This window comes from Thiorhodococcus mannitoliphagus (genome assembly GCF_010915725.1).
Taxonomy (GTDB): Bacteria; Pseudomonadota; Gammaproteobacteria; order Chromatiales; family Chromatiaceae; genus Thiorhodococcus; species Thiorhodococcus mannitoliphagus.
The window spans coordinates 42027-64199 of sequence record NZ_JAAIJR010000013.1; the positions used below are offsets into that span (position 1 = coordinate 42027).

Here is a 22173-nt window from a genome sequence, read left to right on the forward strand (position 1 = left end):
CTCTAGGAGCCTGTCCGACTTAGGATGAATCGGCTGCGGAATCGGGAGAAGGGTCCCTTTCGCCCCGCTTTTTCGTTACATAGAACCACTATGCGCCTCAAAACCGGAACGAAATGGCCTCGCTCTCCCACTTCCTCGCTTCGATCCCCCCAAGTCGGACAGGCTCCTAGAATACTTGAGGGCGCAAAATGCTTGCAGATGAGTCAAATTTCGATGAAGCGTCCGACCATCCAAGGCCGTCGGTATCGGTATCGAACCGACGATAGCCATCCCGATTCCGATAGCGATCCCGTTGGCATGACGCGTCGGTCTGAGGCGAAGCCTCGCTCGTCTCTGACAAGCGATAGGTGCCTTTTCTGCTACTCTCCGCATGAGACGCTACCACCAGAATCCTGGAGCCACTCAGATGACTAGGCCAGCCAGTTGCTTTGTTGTCGCGCTTGTCCTGCTCGCTTGGGCGAGCTTGGCCGCGGCCGATCCAACGAGACCCCTGCCGCAAGTCGATGTCGCGGTCGAGCTTGAGCGGCTGACGCATGAGCTTGGCTTCGATGTGAAGGGGATCGAGCAGACTGCGGAGGCAGTCGGCCACCTTGGCGGTGACAACCCCATCGAGCGCCTTCACCTGCTCTTGGAGGAGTTCGATCACATCATCGTCCAAGATTCCGGTGGAGGTGTCGAGCGGGTCATCATCCTCGGTGAGAAGTCTGACTATGTACCGCCACCCCTGGTTGTGGAAGGCGCGCCGGATGGCGTGGCCGATGATTCCACTGCGGGAGGCGAGGGCGAAGCGATCGTCTTGACGACGCGGCGCGAGGGATCCTCACATGTCGTGACCCTGGGCCTGGAGGGTCCGAACAAAGCGCGTGTCGAACAGGCCATGCTCATCGACACGGGGGCGGATCGGATCGTGCTGCCCCTGTCGCTGCTCTCGACCCTTGGTCTTGCTCAGGACGCCTTGAAGGCGCAGCAGGTGCAGACAGCGAATGGCATCGTGGACGCGCGCATCGGGCAGCTCAGTGCCGTTTGGGTGGGTGAAAAGCGCGTCGAAGACGTCGATGTCGCCTTCATCGAGGATCAGAAGCTTGGCGGAACCTCGCTCTTGGGGATGAGCTTGCTGAGGCGGTTCCGGATGACGATCGACGACGAGAAGAGTCAGCTTACATTGGCGACCAGATAGCCCCTATCCGGGATGCTGTATTGCCAGGATCCCCGGGGCGGCGTCCGGCCTGTCTGCTCGCTTAGGCTCAACGCCCACCCAGCTTGATGCGTCGCAGCTGCTCTTTCAGCTCGCGCAGCTCCTTGTCCACCGACTCGACACTCTGCGCGTGCTGCTCCTCGTGCTTTGCCTGGTTGAGGGCGAGCTGACGCATGTACTTGCGCAGCTCGTTCAGGTCGCCTTCGATGCGCGTGAGACTTCCGGATACCTGATCCAAGCGCTCAGCGGTTGTATCCACGCGCTCGGCAGCCTCCTGTCGGAATTTCTGAAGGCCCTCTCGCAGCTCTCTCAGGAGGACTAGTACGAAACCATTTGACATCTCTTGCTCCAAGGGCGCCGCCTGCCCTTCCGAGGCTGGACGTGTCGGCAATCAGGTATTGGAGAACGGCTTCGCCGCCCTCTGCGCTCGCTATTCTTCGGGTAGACGCGGGACCATCCGATAATGTGCGCGCGGCTATCTGTCCAGCGACGGATGCTCTAGGTCGAACGCCTGATCGAATCTTAGATTGCTTCGCAGGATCCAAAGGCGACTTCTGTCAAGGTTCAGACCACCTGAGCTGTCTCGAGGCCCGCTTCCCTGTCGCGCCGGCAGTCGCAGTGCTTGGCGATGCCCCTGTCGGTGCTCCTTGAAGGTGAACCTCGATCCGGCGCCATCTGCTATGAGCTTCTCCGGCAACGGCCTAAGGCTAGGCTGGGATCAGCTCAGCGCTCACTCGGATCGACGAAATGCCTACATAATACCTAAACACGGACAGCTTGCCTGTCCTGGTCCTGACTCCTGCAAGGTCCTGGATCTCAGGGTCGTCCGAAATCCCCCCCTCTCCCCCTTTGCAAAAGGGGGGAAGTCGTTGATGGACGCTTTCTGAACCTAGCGAGGCTTCGCCTCAGACCGACGCGTCATGCCAACGGGATCGCTATCGGAATCGGGGTCGCTATCGTCGGTTCGATCCCGATCCCGATCCCGATCCCGATCCCGATCCCGACGGCCTTGGGTGGTCGGACGCTTCATCGAAATTTGACTCATCTGCAAGCATTTTGCGCCCTCAAGGATTCTAGGGCGCGTCAGCATCCTGCGGTCGCGGCTCCTCATCGGCGCGGAGCATGGTCAGGATGAGCAGGACCATGCCAAGCGTGATGGCGCTATCGGCGATGTTGAAGGCGGGCCATGGATTGAAAATGTCCAATGGAATGAAGGGCAGATAGACCTGGATGAAATCAACGACGTGGCCGAGGAGTACGCGGTCGATAAGGTTGCCGACGGCCCCGCCGATAAGGAGCGCCAGACCCAGTGCCTGCAACCTATCGCCCTGTTTGAGTCGTAGCAGCCAGCCGATGAGCACCAGCGTCACGACAATGGCGAGCGCGGCGAAAAGCCAGCGCTGCCAGCCTCCAGCACTGGCCAGAAAGCTGAAGGCCGCGCCTGTGTTGAACATGAGCGTGATGTTCAGGTTCGGGATGACGGGGACGACCTCGAACGGGGTCAGCGCGGCTAGCGCGAGCCATTTGGTCGCTTGATCCAGCGCAAGGATCGCCAAGGAAAGCCAAAGCCAGTGTTTCAAGTCAGGTCTCGGTGGTATCGGATTCGGTGAGGCCGCGGCGGCGACCAAAGTCGGATGTGCTCGGTTTAGAAGGTGTCCATCAACAACTTCCCCCCTGTCGCATAGGGTGGCCTAGGGGCGGCATCGCTCGCATCGGGAAACAATTGATGAACCCTTTTTCTAGAAAGGGGTCAAGGCAGGCTGATCGGAGCGCGTGCTGAGCGGGATCAAGCCTGCCGTGACATTGCCTTAGGCGTAACGTCTCATCTCACCCCCTCCGGTGACGTTCTCGACACAGCGCCCACAGAGTTCGGGGTGATCCGCATGGCTGCCGACGTCCGGACGATGATGCCAACAGCGGACGCATTTGCCGTGTGCCGACGCGGTGACGCGAACAGCGAGGCCCTCTTTCTCGGTCGCGACGGCGTCGTCCGGGCGCTCGGCGAGCGGATGCAGGCTCACGGCCGAGACGATGAGGGCGAAGCGCAGCTCCTCGCCAAGTCGCTCAAGCACCTCCAGCAGGGCATCGGAGCAGTAGAGCGCAATCTCGGCATCGAGTGAGGAGCCAATCTGACCGGCCTTGCGCGCGGCCTCGAGCGCGGGGCCGATCGCGATCCGTGTGGCGATCACCTCATCCCAGGAGGTGCGGCCCATGGGGTCGCCTTGGTCCAGGGTGGAGAGCCCTTGGTACCAGGTCTCGGTGAAGATGATCTCGCCGCGCTCACCGGGAATCTCTCTCCAGATCTCATCGGCGGTGAAGCTCAGGATGGGGGCGAGCCAGCGGCTCATGGCCTCGATCACGTGGTACATGGCCGTCTGACAGGAGCGTCTTGCCAGGCTGTCGGCTGGGGTGGTGTATTGACGGTCCTTGATGACGTCGAGATAGAAGCCGCCCATGTCGACGACACAGAACTGCTGGACCTTCTGATAGATCAGGTGGAACTGATAGTCCTGGTAAGCCTTGATGATCTCTTGCTGCAGCCGATCGGCGCGGTCCACGGCCCAGCGGTCCAACTCGACCATGTCCTCGGGCGCGACCAGGTTGGTGGACGGATCGAAGCCATTGAGGTTGGAGAGCAGAAAGCGTGCGGTATTGCGGATCCGCCTGTAGGCGTCAGCCGTCCGCTTGAGGATCTCGTCGCTGACGCTCATTTCGCCGCGATAGTCGGTGGCGGCGACCCAAAGCCGAATGATGTCGGCGCCGAGGGTCTTCATGACGTCCTGGGGTCGGACGACATTGCCCTTGGATTTCGACATCTTCTCGCCCTTGGCGTCGACCGTGAAGCCGTGCGTCAGCACTTGCTTGTAGGGTGCCCGCCCGTGTATGGCCACCGAGGTCATGAGCGATGATTGAAACCAGCCGCGATGTTGATCCGAGCCCTCTAGGTAGAGGTCCGCTGGGCTGCGCAGTCCGTCACGGTGTTCGAGCACGCAGGCGTGGGTGACGCCCGAGTCGAACCAGACGTCGAGCGTGTCGTGCACCTTCTCGTAGCGACTGCCTTCCTCTTCGCCGAGCAGGTCGGCCGGCTGGAGCGCGAACCAGGCCTCGATTCCCTGCTCCTCGACGCGCTTGGCGACGGCCTCGAACAGCTCGCACGTGCGTGGATGCGGATCGGCGGTCTCCTTGTGCACCAGCAGGGTGATGGGTACGCCCCAGGTGCGCTGGCGCGAGATGCACCAGTCGGGTCGGCCGCGGACCATGCCGTCGATCCGACTCTGGCCCCAATCCGGCATCCAGTGGACCTTCTGGATCTCCTCGAGTGCCGTCGCGCGCAACCCCTGCTTGTCCATGCTGATGAACCACTGTGGGGTGGCGCGGAAGATGATGGGTGTCTTATGGCGCCAGCAATGTGGATAACTGTGCGTGAAGCGCGTCTCTAGGAGGAGGGCGCCATGCTCCTTGAGGGTTTCGACCACGTGCTCGTTGGCTTGAAAGACGTTCTCGCCGGCGAACAGCGGGGTATCCGGCAGGAAGCGGCCGTCACCTCCGACGGGATTGTCGACCGCGAGCTTGTAGCGCTGACCGACCAGGTAGTCCTCCAGGCCGTGGCCCGGCGCCGTGTGGACGGCTCCCGTGCCAGCGTCTAGCGTGACGTGCTCGCCGACGATGACGGGGACCTCGCGCGCGTAGAAGGGGTGGCGCAGCTGCAGCCCCTCGAAGTCGATGCCACGGGCATAGCCGACCACGCGGTAGTGCTCGATGCCCCAGCGGTCCATGGTGTCCTTGAGCAGGCCCTCGGCGACGATGAGGCGCTCCTGGCCCCGGTCGGTCTGAGCCTCGACGACCACGTACTCGAGTTCGGCATTGAGTGCCACCGCCTGGTTTGCGGGCAGGGTCCAGGGGGTCGTGGTCCAGATGACGACCGACGCGGGACCTTCGCCGCAGCCGGATGGGGTGCCGTGGCAGCGGTCCTTCAAGGCGTCCGAATCGACGAGCGGAAAGCGCACGTCGATGGCGATGGACTCCTTGTTCGCGTACTCGACCTCCGCCTCGGCGAGCGCCGAGCCGCAGTCGATACACCAATGCACGGGCTTCTCGCCTTTTTGCAAGTGACCGTTGGCGACGATGCGTCCCAAGGAGCGAATGATCTCGGCCTCGAAGGCAAAGTCCATGGTGAGGTAGGGGCGCTCCCAATCGCCCAGAACACCCAGCCGCTTGAAGTCCTGCCGCTGCTTGTCCACTTGCTTGCCGGCATAGTCGCGGCAGGCAACTCTGAAGTCCGCGGCGCTGATCTTCTTGCCAGGCTTTCCCTTCTTCTTCTCGACCTGCAGTTCGATGGGCAGCCCGTGGCAGTCCCAACCAGGCACATAGGGTGCATCCAGGCCATCGAGCGTGCGTGCCTTGACGATGATGTCCTTGAGAACCTTGTTGACCGCGTGACCGATATGGATCTCACCATTGGCATAGGGAGGGCCGTCGTGCAGGATGAAGGTCTCCGCACCCGTGCGTGCCTCCCGAATTCGGGTATAAACGTCCAGCGACTCCCAGCGTTTGAGCATTTCCGGCTCACGCTGGGCGAGATTGGCCTTCATTGCGAAGGCGGTCTTTGGGAGATTCAGGGTACTTTTATAGTCAGTCACTTCAATTCGATCTCGAATGCGTCGAAGGTCCGAGGGGCGGGGTCAAGCTGCAAGCTACAAGTCGCGCGCCGTAGAATCAAGCGGGCAGGGCGATCCCGGGCCGATTCACGGACTGCGCGATTGGCGCGCGGCGCAACCCGCAGGCGTGTTGGCAAGGCTGGAGGCCCGCATCGGGATCGCCTATTCTAACCGCTGCGGTTGCGGGTTGGAGCCTTGCCCAGGGGAGTTTGATTCAGTGCGCCGGTTATCTGTGTGAGCGATAAAATCGTCGACATCCACCAGCTGCGCGTCGGCATGTTCGTGCAGCTCGACCTGCCGTGGATGGATCATCCCTTCCTGAGCAGTAGTTTCAAGATTCGCTCGCGCAAGCAGCTCGCGGCGCTCAAGGGGTTGGGGCTCAGCGAGATCCGGATCGACCCCGAGCGCAGCGATCGGCTGCCGCTGGAAGAGCCCGAGGAAGAGTCTACTCCTGAGCCGGCCGCTGAGGTGAAAGAAGACCTCACGGCGGCGCTATGGGAGGAAAAGACGGCGCGGATCCGCCGGCTCAAGGAGCGCCGCGGTCGGCTCAATCTTTGCGCTAAACGCTATGCCCAGACCGTGGGCGCGGCGCGCAAGCTCATGTCGCATCTGCGCGCGTCCCCGATCCAGGCGACCGAGGAAGCGACCGAATTGGTGACGCAGATCGTGGATGAGCTGACCGAGGATTCCGAAACCACGGTACAGCTGGTCAACTTGAAGAATCAAGATGAGGGCAGTTACAACCATGCGATCAACGTCGTCGCGCTGGCGATGGTGGTCGGCCAGAAGCTGGAACTCGACAAGCCCGAGCTGCGTTTGCTCGGGCTCGGCGCCCTGTTTCACGATCTCGGACACCTCAAGATCCCGAGCCAGATCCTGCTGAAGAAGGGAGTGCTGACGCAACCGGAGCGGCAGTTTCTCGCGCAGCACCCGCGCTACGGTGCCGATCTGGCACGCCAGATCAAGACATTGCCCGCCGCTGTCGTCGAGATCATCGCACGTCATCACGAGCACCTTGACGGGAGCGGCTATCCAGAGGGCTTGGGCGCCAAGGACATCGGCACCTTGACGCGCATCGTGACCGTTGTGAACCGCTACGACAACCTTTGTAACGGCTTTACCGTCGACCATCCACTCTCGCCGCATCAAGCCATCTCGCAGATGTACTCCAAGGAACGCGAGCAATATGATCCCAAGGTCATGACGACCTTCATCACCAACCTGGGGGTTTATCCGCCGGGAACCATCGTCAGATTGAAGGATGAGCGCGTCGCCGTCGTGGTCTCCATCAACGCCGACGATCTGCTCAAGCCGAACGTTTTGGTCTATGCGCCCGAGATCCCTTCGACGGAGGCGCTGGTCCTGGATCTCGCCGAGGAAGGCGTCGCGATCAGCGAGAGCTTGCGCCGCTCCGATCTAACGGCCGAGCAGATCGAGTACCTCAACCTCTCGGACAAGCTGACCTACTACTTCCAATCCCCGAAGGCGTCGCCTCGGCGTTAGGGCTTCCGGGTGCCGGGACTCCTGGGCGCTGGGATGGTACGCTCGTCGGCTGGTGGCGAGACGGGAGTGGCCTGGGCTGGCCTCTTTGGGATAGGCTCTATCGGCGCTGTTAAACGTGAGCCGTTGTTCCCCGTCAATCAAGACCCTAGTCATGCAGATCACCAGATTGAGGAGCCCCATCCCGGGTTATCGCCTATGAGACATCCTTTCCTCGCGTCCTTGATCCTGTACGCGCTATCGACCGCGCCCTTGATGGCTCTGGCTGACCAGGTGCTCAAGGTGCCTCTGCCTGGCAAGCATTCCATCGTTCGTCTCGGTGCGGTTCCGGATCCAGTGACGGAGAGCGGGCGCGAGATCGCCGGGATGCTGCTCGAGGGCTTGGAGCAGAAGCGCGTCGCGCGCGTGTCGGAGGCCGTCGACCGACTCGACCAAGTCATGGGGACGGAGAATATTGGGGGAAGCTACTCGGCGATGCGTTGGCTCGCGCAGTCCTGGCTGGCGGCCGAGTCCAAGGGTGCCGACCAAGCGCGGCCAGAGCGCGTCATGGATCGAGTGTATTTCGACTATTTTCTCGGCGACGATGCGGCGAATTTCAAGGAGTACCTCCAGCGCAAGTATGCAGTTGGTGATCTCGATGTCGGAGATCCGTCGGTTCACATGGATCGGCGGACCTTCCTGGAAGACATGCTGATGTTCAATAACCCGATGCGCTCGCAATGGGACGCGACCGAGCAGGTCGTGGCGACCGTCAAGGCGCTCGAGCCGCCGGTGAAGTCGGTGATCGATGTTGGCGCCGGGTTCGGCTACTTCTCGCAGCGCTTCGCCGAGGCCCTGGGGGATGACGCGACCGTCTTCGCCGTCGATACGCAGGAGACCTATGTCGAGGCCTTGCAGCGGATCGTTGATCAGTACGGCATTCGCGGTATTCGGCCGACTGTCTCGACCGAGGATGACGTCAAGGTCCGCGAGCCGACGGATCTCGTCTTCATCTCGTCCCTCTATCACGTGCTCTACGCCTGGAGTCAGCCCACGCAGCGCAACGCCTTCATGGCGACGCTGGACAAATCGCTGAGGCCAGGCGGCTATCTCGTGATCCTCGACAATCGAGACAACGCCGGGGTGTCCCTGCACAACTCCTTTCTCAGCAAGGACTTCGCAGTCGCGCAGCTCTACCACTACGGCTTCGAACTGGTCGAGAGCAAGGATCTTTCCGCCTATCGCTACTTGCTGGTGCTGCGCAAGGCCGCGCCCGAGGCGCCCAAGCCACCCGTCTATGCGGTGTCAGAGGGTCAAGACAGCATCGCTGTCAGCGGCAGCGATTCGGTCGTCCATATCGGCAGTCTTGACTCCTTCGACATTACGCCCTCTGGCATCGCCGCCGGGAAACTCCTCCTCAAGGCGCTGACCGACTCCGATGCGGAGGCGGCTCGGGCGGCGGCGGATCTCTATGAGAACACCATTCCGACGGAGAACTTCGGCGGAGAGTACACGGCCCTGCAGTGGGTCGCGGAGTACATCGCCGGGTCCGAGGAGGCGCGGCGCGAGCTGACCAAAGACCCGCTGGCGGCGGAGTTTCTCGCCTATCTCGCCGCCGATGACTACAAGTTGCTCAAGAACTACGTGTCGCGCAAGTACAAGCTCGATGCACCCGGGCTGACGGTTGAGGAGGCGACGGACGAAAAGACCCGCGAGATCGGGATCGTCAGACGCCAAGCCCTGGAAGACTTCATCCTCTTCAATAACCCGCGCCGTGAGTCCTGGGAAAAATCGTCGCGGATCATGGAACTGCTGCCATTGAAGCGCGGAGACACCATCGTCGACCTGGGCAGCGGGCCTGGCTATTTCAGCTTCAAGTTCGCCGAGCGCGTCGGCCCCGAGGGATTGGTGTACTCCATGGACACCAAACAGATGCACATCGACTATCTGAGCGAGCTGGCGAAGAAGTGGGGGCTCGAGAACATCCGTGCCTCTGTTTCGGAGACGGACGGCTTCGAGATCCCTGCGCCGGGCTCGGCGGATGTGGTCTTCATGTGCTCGCTTTACCACATCATTTATGCGGTGTCCTCACAGAGTGAGCGTGACGGTATGGTCAAGAGTATCGCGAGGGCGCTGAAACCGGGTGGTCAGTTCATCGTCGTCGATAATGGCCCTGTCGATCAGGGGAAGCTGCCTTACCACGGTCCCTACATTCGCCGGGAGCTGATTCGCTCGCAGCTGGAGGCCTACGGCTTCACCTACGAGCGCGCGGACCAGATCATTCCGCAGCGCTACCTGATGGTCTTCTCGCGAGGTGCGAGCGCGGACTAGGCGCCGGCGGTCAAGGCTGCCCGACGAATCCGCAAGGAGGCATGGCTACGGCGGGCGCGGTCTGAGTTCCAGGTACTTCGTCGGATGCCTGGAGCTCGCCGCGACTCCGCTGGTCTCATTTAGGGCCGCAATGCCAGATGGCCGCGTTTCGAGCAATCGCGGCCGTAAACGCAGCCGAGGCTCACCGACGGCTTCGAGGCGCTTCCTCCAACCTTCAAGAGATGCACACATGAAGACGCCCCAATCATCGACAATCCTAAGCTCCGCCGCTTTGGTGTTCTCCGTGACCGCAATCGCGGTCCAGTTTCCTCCGCTGAACGGGTTCATCGCCTCGCTGAGCGGCGGGGCACGCGTGGCGAATCCCGCCGTCGAGCCGTTGGCCGTAAAATCGGTGACCGACCTTGAGGCGGCGGAGGTCGATCCGGCTGAGTCCGAGCCTGATCAGCCTCTTCTCGACACCCTAGACGAGCAGGCTCGGCGCATCGCGATGCTGGAAAAGCAGCTTTCCCAGTTCGAGCGTTTGATTCGCTCGGCCGGACTGGACGCGGCTGCCCCACATCTGCGGCCGCCGCCAGGCAGCGATAGGCCCTTGCTGGCACAGATTGGCGAAGATTACGCAACGCGCGCCCGTTTCGAGGAACGGCGCAAGACGTTGCTGGAGCGCTCGCAGCAGATGCGCCAGCGTGACATGGATGCCTACGGCGAAGCGAGCTACGAGACGATCGCAGATCTCTATCGGCAAGCACGCCCCTCGCGGGGGAATAGCACGCCCGAGCAGAAGGCTGCGCGTGAGGCGGCCTTGAACAGCCTCCTGACGGACTATCCGGAGGCCTATTCGACCAGTGTTGCGGTCGCTGAGCAGGCGCTCGACGCCGCCATCAATCGCGACACGCAGGGGGCGGAGGCCTATTACCAATCCTTGGTCGAGGCGTCGTCCTACTCGGAAGTCGTGACCGAGCAAGGGGTCAATGCGATTCCGACGCTGCAAACCTACTTGGCGCGACAGTACGTTCAAGAGGGGCGCTATGACGAGGCCACCGCAGTGCTCGACGCGCTGAGCCTACAAGGCGATAGCATCATCCTCGAGCCCAATCAGATGGGTGAGCCAAGTGCGAAGTCAGCGCAGGACATTGTCACCGAACTGCGTGACAAGATTGCGCAGTAGCTACTCCATCTTATGCGCATCCGGGCGGATGCCGCGGTCGAGTTGTCTGTGCTCCTGAGGTGACTGAGCGGGCGCCTTCGGGATGAAAGCGCGCTTTGCCGGCAGCAGCTGGGGTGGGATCTTCGTTCTGGCGGCTTTGTCTCGTTCTTGGCATGAGTTTCCGCGCCGAACACTGGGTTCGGTAGAAACGATAAAAACTGCGCTGAAATGGCGCAAAGTCACTGCCGTATAGTGATAGGAGTGGAGTTGGATGTGGGTGGTTGAGGCACGAGGCAGGAGCGCAAGACGGACGATCTGGTCCGGCCTGCGGCGAAGGTGAGGTTGCCGTGGGCATGGAGTTAATCGGGATTCTCGCGGCGCTTGGGTCTGCCGCGACCTGGGCTGTCGGGGCCCTGATGCTCAAGCCATTCGCCGAGCGCCTGCCCGCGATGGGGCTGGCCTTCGCGAAGGGCGTCTTTGGTTTGATGCTGCTCGGGTCGGCGATCCTGATGATCGGCCATGAGTCCATCAGCTGGGCTGTGTTCTGGGTCTTGTTTCTGAGTGGTGTGATCGGCATTGGGGTCGCGGATACCCTCTTCTTCAAGGCGCTCCGTGAGCTATCGTCGCACTCTGTCGTCCAGTTGATGCTGCTGGGTCAGGTGGCGACCATCGGCATGGCGGTTGCCTTTCTCGGCGAGTCCCTGGCGCTAGCTGAGTGGCTCGGTGTGGCGCTCGTCATTCTCGGTGTGGCCGTCGTGCTCCTGGGGCCGGGTGAAGAGGGCGATACTCAGGCAACGCGCCGCGGCATCCTATTCGGCTTGGTGTCGGTTTTGTCGATGGCGGTTTCGGTAACCATGGCTAAAGGCGTGCTGGATGATGTCGACGCATTGACGGCGACCTTCCTGCGTATTTCCGGCGGGGTCGTGTCACTTTTTGTCCTCGCGCCTGTCTTCTATCTTGGTCAGGGGAATTGGCTGACTCCGCTACTGTCTGACTGGCGGATGGCGCTGAAATTTTGCGCGATCGCAACTTTTGTGACCATCGGCGGCTTTTTCCTCTCTCTCTTGGCGATGAAGCTGACGCCCTTGGCCATCGCCAATACGCTCTTGTCGACAGAGCCGTTGTTCGTGCTCTTGATTATGGCGATCTTCTACAGGGAAAGACCGGAGCCGCGTCGGCTGCTCGGTAGCCTCATCGGTGTTCTCGGTGTCGCCTTTATCTCGAGCCAGAGCATCATGGCGTAACCTGAGGTCGCATCGATGAAAATGAATGAAGGGCTCCAGCCCCAGGATCTGCAGGCCATTTGCGCGCAACTTTTCGAGGGCGACCTTCTCGACGCGTCAGTTAAGGCGGCACTGGATGCGCGCGGTGAGGCGCAGGCGAGGTTGTTTGAGATCGCCCGTGAGGCGCGTTTGAAGGGATTCCCAGACCACAGCGCGGAGATTCGCAGCGTGGTCGAGATCTCGAACATCTGCAAGCAGCGCTGCAACTACTGCAATATCGGCTGCGAGGGTACGAAAAAGTACGTCATCCCTTCGAATGACTTGCTCGATATCGCCTCTTTCCTCTATCACGAGAAACGACGGCGCGTGCTCTTGCTGCAATCCGGCGAGAACAAGGATCAGCGTTTTGTTTCTAATGTGATTCGCGCCTGTGGTCTCATCAAGGACAAGCTGCCGGATCTAGAGCTGATCGTCTGCATCGGTAATCTCAGCCGTGAGCAATATCGCGAACTGCGGGACGTGGGCGTCGAGCGCTATCTCTTGAAGATCGAGGCATCCCGGCCTTCGCTCTATGAGGCTGTGAAGCCTAACGATCTGTGGGCCGAGCGTCGCCGCTGCCTGGATGACCTCGCCGAACTCGGTTTCCTGATCGGGAGCGGCATCATTGTCGGTCTACCTGGGCAGACGGAGGACGATCTGGTCGCGGATCTCAAGTTCCTGTCTGGCCTACAGCTCCACATGGTCAGCGCCTCTGTCTTCATTCCCGGGCAGCACACGGTGTATGAGGGCATGCCTTGCGGGGACGTCGAGACGACGCTGAACTTCATGGCGCTGCTGCGCATCATGAATCCGACCGCGCTGATGCCGACCACGAGTTCGCTGGAAAAGCTCAAACCGGACGGGCAGTACCTCGGCATCATGGCCGGCGCCAATAGCATCACGATCCATGATGGGACGCCTCAGGCCTTTCAACACCTATTTCCGATCTACGATGAAAAGCGCTACCGGCCGAACGACGATCATCTTCGTGCCATTGTGGAGCGCGCTGGACTGCGTCTTGCGGCCTAGATCCCTCTGAGCAGCGAGGAGAAAATGATGAGCGAAATGACAGCGACTAAGACGACCTCAACCGGCCAGACTCACAGGGAAAGCGTCGAGAACCGAGTGCAGGACTTCAACGCCTTGCGCGAGCTGGGATTGATTGCGAAATCGGGCGATTTCTTTCCGTCCGTTCATTACCCCCCCATTACCATGTATCCGGAGGGGGAAGAAGAGGAACTGCTCGGCGACTTCGTCCCGCCGGCAGACGCTTTGTTCGACGTCTATCTGCACTTGCCCTTCTGCGAGCAGCGTTGTCTCTTTTGTCACTACCCGGTCCAGTTCGGTAAGTTCGGAGATAGCGTCCGCGATGAGACGGAGCGCTATCTCGATGCCTTGGCCATCGAGATGGATCTCTTCCGCAAGCGGATTGGCATTCCCATGTTCAAGGCACGCTCGATCCTCGTGGGCGGCGGCACGCCGACCTTGCTGGCGCCGGTGCAGTTCGAGCGCATGTTCCGGGATTTCAAAGAGCGGGTCGATTGCTCCGCGGCGACTCAGTTCAATTTCGACGTCGATCCCGGGACCTTGACGGATCAGAACGGCGAGGCGCGTCTGCGCATCATGCGCGATCACGGTGTTGATCGCGTCACCATTGGCATCCAATCGCTGGATGACGAGATCTTGCGCAAAATGCATCGTCCGCATGACGTCAAGACCGCCCTAGCCTCCATCGAGGCGTGCCGCAAATTCGGCTTCCAGATCAACATCGAGTTCATTTTCGGCTACCCAGGGCAGACGCTGGACGCATGGGCGCGCATGATCGAGGAGGCCGCCCAGCTGGACGTCGACGAGATCCAGCTCTATCGCCTGAAGATCGAGGCCTATGGCGATGCTCAGGGTCCCATTCGCAAGGTCGCCGCACTGCGTCCGGAGGAGCTTCCGCCCTTCGAGGAGGCGATCCGAATGAAGCAGGCCGCGATCGAGATCCTGGGCAATTACGGCTTCAAGGAGAATCTGCGTCGGGTGTTCTCCAAGAAGCCTGAGCATTATTCGCACTATGCGCACAATCAGTGCTGCCAGCTCTATGATCAGGTTGGCTTCGGTCTGACCGCCTTTTCGAGCTTGCACGACCGTTTCCTGCTTAACACTCAGGCCTTCGAGGATTACTATCGCCGCATCGGCGAGGGTCGGCTGCCTGCCAATCGTGGCATCAAGCGCAATGCGGAAGAGCAGCGTCGCTGGGCCGTCGTGCTGCCGCTCAAGAACCGCGACGTCGACAAGGCCCAGTACGAGGCGCTGACCGGCATTCCCTTCGAGCAGTCCTTCCCGGATCTTTGGTCTCAGCTCCTTGAGCACGGGCTAGTTGAGGACAAGGGTGGGTTCGCTGGGTTGACGCAGAAGGGGAGCTTCTTCGCCGATGAGGTATGCCATCAATTCCATGCGCAGCAGTTCATTCCCTTCGATCGAGACGAGTATGAGGGCGGGCCGCTCAATCCGTATCGGGGTTCTGCCGGCTGATCCGGCTAGTCGAGCGCCAAGCTATCGATCACACCCAAGGCATTGTGATCAGGGAATCTGCTTGCGGGCGCAGAGCATCGAGTGACAGGAAGCCTAAATGATGAAGATCCCATCCCTAGACCCGCGGGTCGTAGTCGTCGTGTGGATTGCTGGAGTCATGTCTGCCCCCGGATGCGCGGAGGGCCCGCCACGTCGCGGTGGTCCTAGCGGCGGGCCGCCTCCCCAGGCGATCGACGCCTGCGCCTCGCGAGCCGCCGACGCCTATTGCTACTTTGAGCACGACGGCAACTCCATTAGCGGCAGCTGTCAGGAGCGTGGCAGCGACTGGGTTTGCGTTCCCGACCGCGAGCCACCGGGCGGGCGAGGGGCTCCGGGGGCGAATGCTGCCTTGGGCGCTCGGGGTGCGGTCGCTGACGGGCAAGGACCCCTTCCGCCGCCAGAGGCGGTGGAGGCCTGTCGCGCTTTGAGTTCGGGCTCGAGCTGTTTCGTGCAGACCATGCGCGAGGAGATGCAAGGGCGCTGCGCTTACAGTGGCGAGACGCTGGCCTGTATCCCAACTGACCCCTCGCATCGTCCGATTGGAGGACCGGGGCGCCCTTCCATGAGCGACATCTGAGCGCCTCTTAGAAAGTGTCCATCAATTGTTTCCCGATGCGAGCGATGCCGCCCGAAATCCCCCCTAGCCCCCCTTTGCGAAAGGGGGGAAGTTGTTGATGGACGCTTTCTTAGAATCGTATCCGTGGCTCTTGGCGCTCTCTGTCCCGCATCGACGACCACGGAGATCGACGATGCCCAGGTGCTGTTCTTTGTGCGGTCAACCCCACTCCTGCGCCATCGCTATGGGCCGCGTGGCGGGAAGAGTAGCGGCAAGACCTGGGGGATAATGCCTGCCGGTCCCGGTCCCGGTCCCGGTCCCGGTCCCGGGCCCGGTCCCGGGCCCGGGCCAGGGCCAGGGCCAGGGTAGGGTCTCGGGCCCGGGCCATAGGCCGGTGGTCCGAACGCCCAGCCCGGGCCGCCGTAAGGGCCTCCGGGGCCTGGGCCAGGCCCACGCCCCGGCCCACCAGGCCCTCCCGGTGGGCGCGGCCCAGGGCCTGGTCCTTGGGCGATCAGCCTCCTGGGGTCCCCGCTGTCGGTCACGCTGCCCCCAGTTGCCTGATTCGGATTCAGCATCACGGCGAGCTTGCGGCCGTCAGCTGTGGTTGCTTCATTTCCCACGATAAGGGGGTGTTCGACTAAAGTGTGGGCGCTGGCGGATGCGCACAGCGTGAAGGCTAGCAGTGGAAGCAATGTCTTCATGATTTCCAAACCCTCGGTCGTCCAATATCGCGCAGCCCGCTTTGATAGCCCTTGTAGCGGCGGTGCTGTCCGGTGCCTAGTGGCTCTCGACTTCTTGACTATTGGGTCGTCATCAGCGGGTCTGCAATGGTCCAGGCATGCGTTATGCCCGAACCGCGCGTCGACGAGCCCATCTGATTCAAGACGGGGCGCCAAGCAGCCGGATGCCGGCTGGTCAGTCCCGACCAGAATGCTACCCCCTTCGATCGCTTGCATGATCCAATGTCTGACCTGAGTGGCCCTTGACGCCAGAGGTTTGCGCCAAGCCTGTCAGGCTCAAGCGCCCAGGCTGGGGCCTTCTACCCCGTCACAGGCTGCGGTGATGTGTTTAGAATAGCGCGGCAGATCGGTGATGCGCTGTCTTTCGAGAAGCTCGCCGGCATTTGCTTCCGGCGGTATTGACCGACTGCTAGTGACGGAGTCGTGCTCGCCGCCGCGAGGGGCGCGGACCGACAAGACATGATAATGACAAGAGAGCACCCGTTGAGCGCAGGCGCATGACTCCAGGAAAGGTCTACTCATTCGATATTTTCGACACGCTGCTGACGCGGCGCACCGCGACTGCGCAGGGCGTCTTCTGCATCATGCGGCACGAGCTGCGGGCGCGTTCCGGGCTTCCCCTCCAGATGGTGGAGGAGTTCTTCGAGATCAGGGTTTCCGCCGAGCGGCAGGCGCGTAAGCTGTCGGACGCCGACGAGATCGATCTCGACCAGATCTACGCGCAAATCGCGCTGCGGTTTCCAGAGGTTGCCGTCGAGCAGATCGAGGAGGTCAAGCGGCTTGAGCTGGAGACTGAGACCGACCTTGTCATCGGCGTGCCGCGCAACATTCAGCGGGTGCATCGGCTGTTGGACGATGGTCAGCGCGTGATTCTCGTCTGCGACATCTATCTCGGCGAGGAGGACCTGCGCCGGCTGCTCAGGGGCGTCGATGCGCGGTTGGCTGACTGTCCGATCTATGTGTCCTCGCGTTTCAAGGAAACGAAGCTGAGTGGCGCACTGTTTCGCCGGGTGCTCAAGACGGAAGGGCTTCGGCCGAAGCAGCTGGTCCACTATGGTCATCATCCAAGAGCGGACTACAAGTCGCCGCGCGCGCTTGGGATTCGAGCAACCCTCGACAAGACACCGCTGCTCTCAGAGATCGAGCACCATTATCTCGAAGAGAACAATCTCTTCTCGCAGCTCGTGGCAGGCGTGAGCAAGACGTTTCGGATCCTGCACCCCGATGCCTCGCCGCAGGCCGTCGTCGGTGCCTCTCTGGCTGGCCCCATGTTCTACGGGTTCATCTTGGACGTGCTCGCCCGGGCTCAGGCGCTCGGGCTGACCCGACTGTACTTCATTGCCCGCGACGGCATGGTGTTCCACAAGATTGCCCAGGCGATCGCCCGGGAGCAGGGAAGCGATATCGAGCTGAGATATCTCTACGGCTCGCGCCGGGCCTTTCGACTCCCTTCGGTCTTCGAGATCACGCCTCGGGAGCATCGCTGGCTCGCGGAGCGCATTCCCTCCTTGTCGTTGTCGATGCTGGTTGTCCTTGAGCGTCTGCACGCCCCAGTCGCTTTGACCGAGCATCTGGTGCACCGTGCGGTGCTGGTTGACCAGCTCCGCGATGCGGTCGTAATCGGCATTCAGCCCCAGACGCAGCACCCCGAGCACCAGGATCTGCCACTGCGCCATCCTGGGACGTCCGGTCTCGGCGCTCACCGGACCCGAGCCGTCGGCGCGCTCGGGCAGCACTTCGGCGAGGATGGCGAAGACACGCGCGCGCACCGCCGCGTCGGTGTAGATGAACTGCAGCCCGCGCAGCAGCCGTGGGATGTTATCGCGTGAGCGGTGGTCGATCTCAATGGCGCCGATGTCGACCTCACCGAGTTGCAATTGGGGCTTGATGATTTCGGGCATGAGGGTTGCGATGACGAAGTTCATCAAGGTTCATTCGGCTTTCATTCGAAAACCACCCGTGATGGCCGTTTCGACCTCGAGAAATCAATGCTTTAGGTGCAATTGCGTCCCTATTGATCAGTCTCGACACCGAAACTTCGACCATGGGGCCATATTTTAAGTCATTGTCCTGTAAGCTCGACTTTGGCCATTTTGGCAGTTTCCCAGAAAGCTAACTGCTTGAAGTATCGTGAGGGCTGAAAATTAGAGGGGATCGGGAGGCCCGAACGCCGAAACTGGACCCCTTGTTAATTTTTTGCGCATCGTAAGCTTTTGATAAAAAAGAGATTGCAAGCCGGTGAAAATGGCCAAAGTCGAGGTAAGACGAAGCAGACTTTTCGGCTAGACCTAAGTAATCCAGCTGTATAGCCATCGGACAGGATGCTCGTACGGCCCCCTTGATTTGAGCCCTGTATTTCCGTGGCGCAACCGAAAGGATCTGTATGGATATCACCCCGGATGGCTATAATCCTGCGAGGGACGGCTTCCTCACCCGTGCGACGACCCCTTGGAGGATGACAAATTGAAACGACCGATCGCAGTGGTTGGAGCAGGATTCTCCGGGGCGGTCATCGCCTACCGCTTAGCGCGCGCTGGATACGATGTGGACGTTTTCGAGAGCAGGTCGCACCTAGGTGGCAACTGCCACACGGAGAGGGATGCCGAGACCGGCGTCATGCTGCACCGCTATGGTCCGCACATCTTCCACACATCGGAAGAGAGAGTCTGGCGGTTCGTCAATCAATTCGCTGACTTCATGCCGTTCGTCAATCGCGTAAAGGCGATTACGGCGGGGCGCGTTTTTACCTTGCCGATCAATTTGTTCACGATCAACCAGTTCTTTGGAAAGACCTTTTCGCCCGACGAGGCGCGGCGCTTCGTCGCCTCGATCGCGGATGCCTCGATCCAGCATCCCCGTACCTTTGAAGAGCAGGCGCTCGCCTTCGTGGGTAAAGACCTCTACGAGGCATTCCTCGAGGGCTATACGACAAAGCAATGGGGGCGGCATCCGTCGCAATTGCCAGCCAGCATCCTGAAGCGTCTCCCGCTGCGCTTCAACTATGACGACAACTACTACAGCCATTCCCGCCAGGGGATCCCGCGCGATGGCTACACCGATATCATCGAGAAGCTGGTCGATGACGCGAATGTTCGTGTGCACTTGGCCGAGGGTTTCACCAAGGCCGACCGCGCTGGTTTTGCACACGTCTTCTATAGCGGCCCCATCGACGCCTGGTTCGAATACTCGGAGGGTCTGTTGGCCTATCGCACGCTCGATTTCGAGGCGTTGCGCGCCGACGGCGACATGCAAGGGACGGCTGTCATCAACTATTGCGACGCGGGCGTCCCTTGGACCCGCATCTCGGAGCACAAGCATTTCGCGCCCTGGGAAGACCATGAGCGCACCACGGCATACAAGGAATTCAGCCGTGCGTGCGGCGAGGGTGATATTCCCTATTACCCCATTCCCTTGGTCAACGAGCAGGACCAGTTGCAGCGCTACCTCGAGCTTGCCCGCCGGGAGTCGGCGATGACGTTTGTGGGGCGACTCGGGACCTATCGATACTTGGATATGGATGTCACCATCAAGGAAGCGCTGGAGGTGGCTGATCGTTTCCTTGGTGAATGACGGGCAGCATCCTGCCCCTTTTTGGTCTGCCGGATTTGAGAATCGAACACTACGCGAAGTACCTTTATCAACGCCAGGAAGCGGGTTTCCACGAGGTAGTAGGACGCACTCGCGGCTAGGACCGAGACGACGATCACGATTGCGAGAAAGACCGCTTGGTTGGCGACAATCGTCTCGGGGAGGCGCTGGCCGAGCAGGACCCGAAGCGGGAAGTGGAGGATGTAGAGGCTGTACGAAACCTTGCCGAGGAAAATGAGTGGCTTGGTTTCGAGCAGGCGAATTAGGATGCTGGCGGGGCGGGCGACCAGATGTGCGATGAATCCGGTCGCTGCAACCATCAGCAGCATGTACTTCAGTGGAGTCGCGATGTCCAGGTCCGGTGCGACTAGCAGAGGCATGGCGGTCAGGCAGACCGCTAGGGTCCAGGTCCGACCGAGGAAAGTGGGGAGGCGATCGCGATTGAGTGAGACGAATCCCCCGCTCAGCGCGAAGGCGATTCCGGTGAAAGGGAACAGGTACAGCAGGCCTTCGCCCGCGCCTCCGAGCCAGAGCGCGTAGATAGACACCAGGCAAAGTCCGAAGAGCAGGGCCACGGCTCGCGAGTGGTGCCTGGAGGGTATTGCAAGCAGCAATGGCGCGAGAAAGACATAAAATTGCTGCTCGACGGCAAGGCTCCAGGTGTGCGTGAAAATTCCCCAGGAATGCGTGACCAGTACGATGAAGAAATTTTGCAGGTAGGCCAGATACCAAATCGAGTCCCGATAGAAGGTTCCGCCCAGGAGATAGGTGTCCATCGCCATCGTCAGCAGCAAGGCGACATAATAAGCGGGAAAGATGCGCAGTGCGCGCCGGGTCCAGAAGTTCTTCAGCGATGTCGAAAAAACGGATCGGCCTTGTTCCATCTTAATTCGCTCATTGGAGAGAATGTTCGTAATCAGGAATCCGCTCAGCACGAAGAAGACGAAGACGGCAAGGGCCGCCAGGTCGAGCGGTAGGACGATGCTGTGATGAATGACGACAATGAGTGCCGCGATACCGCGCACTCCATCGAAGCCTTTGACGTGAGCTGCGCGCTTTTTTCTCGGCGTTGTCATGGCGCACCTTGGGGCATAACGCATATCTTTACCAAGAACTACTGTCGACACTACGTTTACTCTCGAGGGCGCGTTGAGCCTCGAGTGCGAGCGCAAAGTCAGCGGCCCGCTGCAGTCCGATCCACAGGGTTTGTGGCCCCGGAAAACCATCGCGCTTGCGGTTGAGGAAGCCTCCGAGGGTGGCGACCAGGCGGATCATGGTGTCGAGCGAGGGCGGCTCCGCTGGCGGATCCTGGCGCTGGGTCACGAGGTAGACGGCTTTCCACTCGGCCTCGTCAAAGACGACGTTGCAGGGCAGCTCGGGGCAAGCGCGCCCGAGGTGCGTGAGCAGCAGCACGCGCCAGGCGATGATCATGTAGAGGGCCAGCGCGGGCTCGAGGTGCTCGCGCTGTTCCAACTGTAAGCGCTCGATTTTGCAGCCACTTTTCAGAATCTTGAAAAAGACCTCCACTTGCCACCTGCACAGATACCAGGCGATCTTCTCGAGCGCCTGCTCGGGCGTGTCGACGGGCAGGTTGGTCAACAACAGCCACTGCACGAGTTCCTCGCCGGGCGGTGGATTGACCTCGGTGGCCAACACAGCGGTGACGGTGACGTCACTGAGCACACGATCGGAACGTCGCGGCGCCTTCAAGGTCACGCGCACGGCTTTGAGGTGCTGCTCAACCGGGCGCGCGGGTTTGCCGTGGCCGGCGGGACGGGTAAAGGTAATCGTCGTCAGCACGGGGGCGGCGGCGAGTGCCTCGCCCAAGGTGCGTCCATCGGTGAGACGGCGATCGTGATACTGACCGCGAATCAGCCAATCGGCCCCCGACTCGGGACAGGGCGCCTCAACGAACAGGTCGTAGAGGTCGCCCTCACGGTCGGCGATGTACGTCAGGCGGGTGTTGGGCAGTTGCTCGGCCAAGGCGTTGACGTTGGCAAAGCCGTCGACCCAGCGCACGCTTTCCTTCTCTTCGAGCGGGCGGTTGGCCGCCTTGCCCTCACCCAGACTGCCAGGCTCGCGCGCCCAACTGTGCAGATCCAGCAGTCCCAAGGGCACGCGATCTGGGGTCACCGCCAGGGTCGGATGCAAATACAGCCCCCAGCGTGTCTCATCGTTCAGCGGGCCAAGACCCGTCATGCGCTCCTTTTTAGAGGTGTAATCCAGCTCGGTCGTGTCCTGGATGCACAGCACCCGCGAGTGCGCGCGCAGACGCTCTTGCGTGCAGGCGATGTGCGGGGCCAGCACGCTCGCCGCCGTGACGCGCTCATGGCCGAGCAAGCGATAGGCACCGCGCGTCTCGTCCCAGCCACCGCAGGCCGCCGGAATGCTCGCGCGGGGCTTGGCGCCGAACTGTCCCAACACCTGCTGCGCGCGCCGATTGCGCCGCACATCCCCCAGGTCGATGCCGCTCAATTCCCCCTCCAGCGTCCCCAACGGCAGGTCCATGTCGGGTGGCGTCACGCTCTCGGTCGGTTCAAGCAGGGCGGTTTCGTGCATCAGGCGGTGTCCCGGTCAATTTCAGTGGGGACGCATTGCACCCGAAGCGCGCCCGTGCGGTCTACCTGGATGCCAAGAGCGCCCCTCATTTGTGTGCGATAT

The 22173-nt window shown here is 61.2% G+C and carries 15 protein-coding genes and 1 pseudogene; 9 read left to right on the forward strand and 7 right to left on the reverse strand.

Going from position 1 to position 22173, the window contains the following annotated elements:
* Positions 1-406 precede the first annotated feature (406 nt).
* The gene (locus tag G3480_RS04980; RefSeq protein WP_164652571.1) at positions 407-1177 is read left to right on the forward strand and encodes a retropepsin-like aspartic protease family protein; all 771 of its coding nucleotides are present in this window, start codon (positions 407-409) and stop codon (positions 1175-1177) included.
* Positions 1178-1244: 67 nt separating this feature from the next.
* On the opposite strand, the gene G3480_RS04985 is transcribed toward G3480_RS04980, so the two are convergent.
* The 3 genes from G3480_RS04985 to ileS form a co-directional block, all read right to left on the reverse strand.
* Positions 1245-1454 (reverse strand): hypothetical protein, encoded by a 210-nt coding sequence (locus G3480_RS04985; RefSeq protein ID WP_240905591.1) that lies wholly within the window; start codon positions 1452-1454, stop codon positions 1245-1247.
* Between the two features lie 814 nt (positions 1455-2268).
* Positions 2269-2775, reverse strand: a complete 507-nt coding sequence (gene lspA, locus G3480_RS04990; RefSeq protein WP_164652573.1) for a signal peptidase II — start codon at positions 2773-2775, stop codon at positions 2269-2271.
* Between the two features lie 228 nt (positions 2776-3003).
* On the reverse strand, positions 3004-5835 hold the full coding sequence (ileS, locus tag G3480_RS04995) for an isoleucine--tRNA ligase (protein WP_164652574.1): 2832 nt from the start codon (positions 5833-5835) through the stop codon (positions 3004-3006).
* Between the two features lie 252 nt (positions 5836-6087).
* On the opposite strand from ileS, the gene G3480_RS29225 reads away from it, so the two are divergent.
* The 6 genes from G3480_RS29225 to G3480_RS05025 all read left to right on the forward strand — a co-directional run bounded on the left by G3480_RS29225 (position 6088) and on the right by G3480_RS05025 (position 14589).
* Positions 6088-7356, forward strand: coding sequence for a DUF3391 domain-containing protein (locus tag G3480_RS29225; protein WP_164652575.1), 1269 nt, complete (start codon positions 6088-6090; stop codon positions 7354-7356).
* 252 nt (positions 7357-7608) lie between these two features.
* Positions 7609-9663, forward strand: a complete 2055-nt coding sequence (locus tag G3480_RS27805; RefSeq protein WP_206171500.1) for a class I SAM-dependent methyltransferase — start codon at positions 7609-7611, stop codon at positions 9661-9663.
* 229 nt (positions 9664-9892) lie between these two features.
* Entirely contained in the window at positions 9893-10828 is a 936-nt protein-coding gene (locus tag G3480_RS05010; protein ID WP_164652576.1) for a hypothetical protein, read from the forward strand.
* Positions 10829-11160: 332 nt separating this feature from the next.
* Positions 11161-12051 (forward strand): DMT family transporter, encoded by an 891-nt coding sequence (locus tag G3480_RS05015; protein WP_240905596.1) that lies wholly within the window; start codon positions 11161-11163, stop codon positions 12049-12051.
* 15 nt (positions 12052-12066) lie between these two features.
* Positions 12067-13098 (forward strand): biotin synthase BioB, encoded by a 1032-nt coding sequence (locus tag G3480_RS05020; protein ID WP_164652578.1) that lies wholly within the window; start codon positions 12067-12069, stop codon positions 13096-13098.
* A gap of 27 nt (positions 13099-13125) precedes the next feature.
* Entirely contained in the window at positions 13126-14589 is a 1464-nt protein-coding gene (locus tag G3480_RS05025; RefSeq protein ID WP_164652579.1) for a coproporphyrinogen-III oxidase family protein, read from the forward strand.
* Positions 14590-16442: 1853 nt separating this feature from the next.
* Here G3480_RS05025 and G3480_RS28230 read toward each other — a convergent pair.
* Positions 16443-16976, reverse strand: a complete 534-nt coding sequence (locus G3480_RS28230; protein WP_240905592.1) for a hypothetical protein — start codon at positions 16974-16976, stop codon at positions 16443-16445.
* Between the two features lie 474 nt (positions 16977-17450).
* Positions 17451-17825, reverse strand: a pseudogene (locus tag G3480_RS28235) (ISNCY family transposase); the annotation flags it as partial.
* Between G3480_RS28235 and G3480_RS05035 the strand changes: the two are divergent.
* Both G3480_RS05035 and G3480_RS05040 read left to right on the forward strand, forming a co-directional pair.
* On the forward strand, positions 17757-17921 hold the full coding sequence (locus tag G3480_RS05035; protein WP_164652581.1) for a hypothetical protein: 165 nt from the start codon (positions 17757-17759) through the stop codon (positions 17919-17921). The pseudogene G3480_RS28235 and the gene G3480_RS05035 overlap by 69 nt on opposite strands.
* A gap of 466 nt (positions 17922-18387) precedes the next feature.
* The gene (locus tag G3480_RS05040; protein WP_164652582.1) at positions 18388-19494 is read left to right on the forward strand and encodes a UDP-galactopyranose/dTDP-fucopyranose mutase family protein; all 1107 of its coding nucleotides are present in this window, start codon (positions 18388-18390) and stop codon (positions 19492-19494) included.
* Here G3480_RS05040 and G3480_RS05045 read toward each other — a convergent pair.
* Together G3480_RS05045 and G3480_RS05050 are read right to left on the reverse strand one after the other, a co-directional pair.
* A complete protein-coding gene (locus G3480_RS05045; protein WP_164652583.1) occupies positions 19422-20588 on the reverse strand; it encodes an acyltransferase family protein in 1167 nt (388 codons plus the stop codon). The two genes, G3480_RS05040 and G3480_RS05045, sit on opposite strands and share 73 nt — an antisense overlap.
* A gap of 28 nt (positions 20589-20616) precedes the next feature.
* Complete coding sequence (locus tag G3480_RS05050; RefSeq protein ID WP_240905593.1) at positions 20617-22071, reverse strand: IS4 family transposase; 1455 nt, start codon at positions 22069-22071, stop codon at positions 20617-20619.
* Positions 22072-22173: the final 102 nt, after the last annotated feature.

Bases quoted from the DNA above. Each gene is read 5' to 3' on its own strand.
- G3480_RS04980 (WP_164652571.1), top strand. From the start codon at position 407: ATGACTAGGCCAGCCAGTTGCTTTGTTGTCGCGCTTGTCCTGCTCGCT.
- G3480_RS27805 (WP_206171500.1), top strand. From the start codon at position 7,609: ATGGCTCTGGCTGACCAGGTGCTCAAGGTGCCTCTGCCTGGCAAGCAT.
- G3480_RS05010 (WP_164652576.1), top strand. From the start codon at position 9,893: ATGAAGACGCCCCAATCATCGACAATCCTAAGCTCCGCCGCTTTGGTG.
- G3480_RS05015 (WP_240905596.1), top strand. From the start codon at position 11,161: ATGGAGTTAATCGGGATTCTCGCGGCGCTTGGGTCTGCCGCGACCTGG.
- G3480_RS05020 (WP_164652578.1), top strand. From the start codon at position 12,067: ATGAAAATGAATGAAGGGCTCCAGCCCCAGGATCTGCAGGCCATTTGC.
- G3480_RS05025 (WP_164652579.1), top strand. From the start codon at position 13,126: ATGAGCGAAATGACAGCGACTAAGACGACCTCAACCGGCCAGACTCAC.
- G3480_RS05045 (WP_164652583.1), bottom strand. From the start codon at position 20,588: ATGACAACGCCGAGAAAAAAGCGCGCAGCTCACGTCAAAGGCTTCGAT.
- G3480_RS05050 (WP_240905593.1), bottom strand. From the start codon at position 22,071: ATGCACGAAACCGCCCTGCTTGAACCGACCGAGAGCGTGACGCCACCC.